Source organism: uncultured Rikenella sp. (assembly GCF_910577125.1).
Taxonomy (GTDB): Bacteria; Bacteroidota; Bacteroidia; order Bacteroidales; family Rikenellaceae; genus Rikenella.
Genome location: NZ_CAJTMN010000124.1, coordinates 1 through 5036, shown reverse-complemented (window position 1 = coordinate 5036; position 5036 = coordinate 1). Strand labels below are relative to the sequence as shown.

The window sequence follows — 5036 nt, the reverse complement described above, 5'->3', positions numbered from 1 at the left end:
CGCAAGCATCCTCTAAAGTTTTTTTGGTTCTTTTTGTTCACAAAAAGAACAGTTCCATCCGGTCATACATACAAAAACAATATCTTTGTAAGATAGAACAAAGTGCACAGTCCTATGGAAAGTACCGAGAAGTTGAACTTCATAGAAGAGATCATCGAGCAGTCGATCGCCGCCGGCGAGCCCCGCGTCCACACCCGTTTTCCCCCCGAGCCCAACGGCTACCTGCACATCGGTCATGCCAAGTCCATTTGTTTGAACTTCGGGATGGCCAAGAAGTACGGCGGGAAGTGCAACCTTCGGTTCGACGACACCAACCCCGTGAAAGAAGACGTCGAGTACGTCGACTCCATCAAGGAAGACATCCGGTGGCTCGGGTTCGAGTGGGCCGAAGAGCACTACGCATCGGACTATTTCGAGCAGCTTTACGACTGGGCCGTCGAGCTGATCAAGAAAGGCTTGGCCTACGTCGACGACCAGACCCAGGAAGAGATCCGGCTGGGTCGCGGAACCGTGACCCAGCCCGGCGTCGACAGCCCTTACCGGAATCGTAGCGTCGAGGAGAATCTCCGGCTGTTCGCCGAGATGCGCGACGGGAAGTACAAGGACGGCGAGAAAGTTTTGCGGGCCAAGATCGACATGGCCCATCCGAACATGCTCCTGCGCGACCCGCTCATGTACCGCATCATCCACGCCCATCACCACCGGACAGGCGACAAATGGTGCATCTACCCGATGTACGACTACGCCCACGGCGAGAGCGACTCCATCGAACGCATCACCCACTCCATCTGTACGCTGGAATTCGACGTCCACCGGCCGCTGTACGACTGGTTCATCGAACAACTGGGAATTTTCCCCAGCCACCAGTACGAATTCGCGCGGCTCAACCTGACCAACACCGTGATGAGCAAGCGCAAGCTGCTTCAGCTCGTCAAAGAGGGGTACGTTTCCGGCTGGGACGACCCCCGGATGCCCACCATCTGCGGCCTGCGGCGGCGCGGATATACGCCGGAATCCATCCGGATGTTCGCCGAAAAGGTGGGGGTGGCCAAGCGAGACAACGTCATCGACCTGGGCCTGCTGGAGTGGTGCGTGCGCGAAGACCTGAACAAGACCGCCCTGCGGCGGATGGCCGTGCTCAACCCCCTGAAAGTCGTGATCACCAACTATCCCGAGGGACAGGTCGAGCAGATCGAATGCGTCAACAATCCCGAAGACGAATCGGCCGGCCGGCGTTGCGTGCCGTTCGGTCGGGAAGTCTACATCGAACGCGACGACTTCATGGAAGAACCGCCGAAGAAGTTCTTCCGTCTCAGACCCGGCGGCGAAGTGCGGCTTCGGTACGGCTACCTCATCCGGTGCGACGAGGTGGTAAAAGACCCGGCCACAGGCGAAATCACGGAATTGCGCTGTACCTACGACCCCTTGTCTCTGGGCGGCGGCTCGTCCGACGGGCGGAAAGTCAAAGGGATTATCCACTGGGTATCGGCCGCGCATGCCGTACCGGCCGAGGTGCGGCTCTTCGACCGCCTGTTTGCCGTCGAGAGCCCGGACGAGGTGCAGGAGGGCGGATCGTTCCTCGACAACCTCAACCCGGACTCCCTGAAGACCGTGCAGGCCTACTGCGAGCCGTCACTGGCAGATGCCGCCCCGGGCGACAAGTTCCAGTTCGAGCGCCTCGGTTACTTTTGCGCCGACAGCGACTCGCAACCGGGCTCCCCGGTTTTCAACCGAACGGTGAGCCTCAAGGACTCCTGGGCCAAGATCGCCGCGAAATAACTGTACGGTTATTTGTCTGACATTCTTTGTGCCGGATAGAACTGCCGCTTTTTGGAAAAAGCGGCACCAAAAACTTTTAGTTAGCTACGCCTTACGCTCCGCAGTCCTCAATCTTCGTGATTACTTTTGGGTCGGGGTTGTAGCGCGCTTAATACGAGCTCAACCTTATAGCGCGCTACAACTCCCGGCCCAAAGAAGAGTCCGAGAGTTGGGCCGCCGGCAGCTTTAGGATGCGAAGCATCCTCTAAAGTTTCTTTGGTTCTTTCTGTTCACAGAAAGAACAGTACCCTCCTGTAACAAAGAGCCACAGAAATCGCACACGACATATTTACCAGAACCTAACATCGTTTTATGAGATTCAGAATTGCCCTTGCCACTCTGCTCCTCGGGATTTTCGGGACGGGAGCCCACGCCCAGATCGAACAGCCCGTGAGCTGGCGTTTCACCGCCACCGGCCGACAGGCCGAGATGACCGCCACCATCGACCAGCCGTGGCACCTGTACGACATCGGGCCGTATGAAGGCGGCCCGAACGCCACCACCTTTACCTTCACCCTGCCCGCAGGCGTCTCGCTCGACGGCGGGATCCAGCAGAGCCCAGCCCCGACCCGCGTGCACGACGACATTTTCGGCATGGAGATCGGCTACTTCGCCCGTTCCGCGAAATTCGTGCAACGCTTTAAGTTCTCCCCCCAGCTCATCGCCGCCGGACAGCCCGTCACCATCAAAGGAAACGTCGAGTGGCAAGCCTGCGACGACGAGAGCTGCCTGCCCCCCACCGACAAAGACTTCACCCTGACCCTGACCCCGACGGCAGACGAAGCTGCACCGGCCGAAGCGACCGATCAGCCCGCCGCCCCCGATCCTGACGGGAAGATGGTGCGCGACGAAGCCATCTTCGTGACCCCTGAGGCGACCGCCGACACCGCAGCCGTTTCCGGCGAGACCTCCTTCAAAGGGCTCGAACGGAACGAGAGCAAGAACTTCTGGACCATCATCATCGAAGCCATCCTGTGGGGTTTCGCCGCCTTGCTGACCCCCTGCGTCTTCCCGATGGTTCCGATGACCGTCAGCTTCTTCCTGAAAGGCAGCGACAACAAAGCCAAAGGGAGGTTTATGGCCACCTTTTACGGTATTTCGATCGTCGCCCTCTACACCCTTCCGATCGCCGCCATCATCCTCATCACCTACTTCGTGGGTGGAGACTCCGTAACCGCCGACATCTTCAACTGGCTGGCCACACATTGGCTGCCGAACATTCTTTTCTTCCTGATCTTCATGATCTTCGCCGCCTCGTTCTTCGGCGCCTTCGAGATCACCATGCCCTCGAAACTCGTCAACCGGAGCGACTCCAAGGCAGACAAAGGGGGCCTCGTGGGCGTCTTTTTCATGGCCCTGACCCTCGTGCTCGTCTCCTTCTCCTGCACCGGGCCGATCGTGGGAACCGTGCTCGTGAAGTCGACCCAGGGCGCGATCTGGGAACCCATCTTCACCATGCTCGCCTTCTCGGCAGCGTTTGCACTCCCCTTCACCATCTTCGCCTTCTTCCCCTCGCTGCTCAAGAACCTGCCCAAATCGGGCGGATGGCTCAATTCGGTGAAGGTCGTCCTCGGTTTTATCGAACTGGCCCTCGGTCTCAAGTTCCTGAGCGTCGCCGACCAGACCTACCACTGGGGGCTGCTCAACCGTGAAGTCTACATCGCCCTCTGGGTCGTGATCTTCTTCCTGCTGGGCCTCTACCTGCTCGGCAAGCTGAAGTTCGCCCACGACAGCGAAGTCAAATACGTGAGCGTCAAACGGTTGTTCCTCTCCATCATCACCTTCGCCTTCGTCGTCTACCTGATCCCCGGGATGTTCGGCGCGCCGCTCAAGGCGCTCAGCGGCTACCTGCCGCCCCTCTCCACAATGGACTTCAATCTGGCCGCCCATAACGGCGGTTCGACAGCGGCCGCCGGTACCGTATCGACCCTCGACCGTTCGAAAATCGAAGGCGGCGCGCCGAAATACAGCGATTTCCTACATCTGCCGCACGGTTTGGAGGGATTCTTCGACTACGAACAGGGGATGGAGTACGCCCGTGCGGTGGGTAAACCCGTTTTTCTCGACTTCACCGGCCACGGCTGCGTGAACTGCCGCGAGATGGAGGCCAACGTATGGAGCGACCCGACCGTGCAGAAGCTGCTGCGCGACAACTATGTGATCATCGCCCTGTATGTGGACGACAAGAAGCAGCTTCCTGAGAGCGACTGGGTGACCACCCCCGACGGGAAAGTGCGGAAGACCTTAGGGAAGATCAACGCCGCCTTCCAGATCGAACGCTTCGGGATCAACGCCCAGCCCTACTACGTGCTGCTGAACAACGACGGGAAGCCGTTGGTGACCCCTCGGTCATACGATTTGAATGTAAACGGCTTCATCAACTTTTTGGAATCCGGCCTGCAAGCCTACCGCCAGAACGCGCAGTAGCCGCAAGACACGAACAAAGAACGGTTCGAAAATTGGGCTGAGCTGAACGGTGGAAATGCGCAAGCATTTCCCGTCCACGGGACGTGGGGCCCGCGCGGCCCGAGCGCAGTACCCTCCTGTTGACAAGTCGCCCGCCCCGCTATAGAGGGCATATTCTGCCGATTGGCGGTGAGCCAATTCGGCAAGAATTGCCGCGGGCGACGGAAATTGGGGTAGACACGGCCGGCCTTCGTGTGCCGAGCGGCACCGCGCCGACGCCTTAAGAAGCGATTCAACTGTTTCGGCGACGAGCCGAAACAGAATGAATCGCGTAAGGCGCGCGGAGAGAGAACGACACGAAAAACTGGGCTGAACTGAAAAGTGGAAATGCGTCAGCATTTCCCGTCCACGGGACGTGGGGCCCGCTTGGCCGACGCGTTCGCGTCGTGGCGCGCGGCCGTTATTATGTTCTAACTACTCGTGTGCCACGCTTAAAGATGCGATTCCACTGTTTCGGCGATGAGCCAAAACAGAATGAATCGCCCAAGGCGCGCGACAAAGTGAGCACCGCGCGCCACGCCTTAGGAGGGAAATCGTTCAAGCACGTAGTCGTGTTTGAACAAGATTTCCCCAAGGCGCGCGGAGAAATGCGAACAAAGCTCACCCGCGCGCGATCGCTGAAATAGGAAATCATCCAAACGCGCACTTCGCGTTTGGATAAGATTTCCGTCAGCGCGCGGACAGAGGACGGAACGGCACTTGGTCTGACTTTACGCGGGCGACAGACCTGGATCAACCCTTGACCGGTACTT

2 protein-coding genes are annotated in these 5036 nt (G+C 58.8%); both read left to right on the top strand.

The window, feature by feature from the left end:
- Positions 1-114 precede the first annotated feature (114 nt).
- Positions 115-1779: a glutamine--tRNA ligase/YqeY domain fusion protein gene (locus QZ292_RS09445; protein ID WP_294600935.1), complete on the top strand. Its 1665-nt coding sequence runs from the start codon at positions 115-117 to the stop codon at positions 1777-1779.
- Positions 1780-2130: 351 nt separating this feature from the next.
- A complete protein-coding gene (locus QZ292_RS09440; RefSeq protein WP_294600932.1) occupies positions 2131-4245 on the top strand; it encodes a thioredoxin family protein in 2115 nt (704 codons plus the stop codon).
- The last annotated feature ends 791 nt before the right edge of the window (positions 4246-5036 follow it).

What these genes read in the sequence shown, in the direction of transcription:
- QZ292_RS09445 (WP_294600935.1), top strand. Translation starts at nt 115, where the DNA reads ATGGAAAGTACCGAGAAGTTGAACTTCATAGAAGAGATCATCGAGCAG.
- QZ292_RS09440 (WP_294600932.1), top strand. Translation starts at nt 2,131, where the DNA reads ATGAGATTCAGAATTGCCCTTGCCACTCTGCTCCTCGGGATTTTCGGG.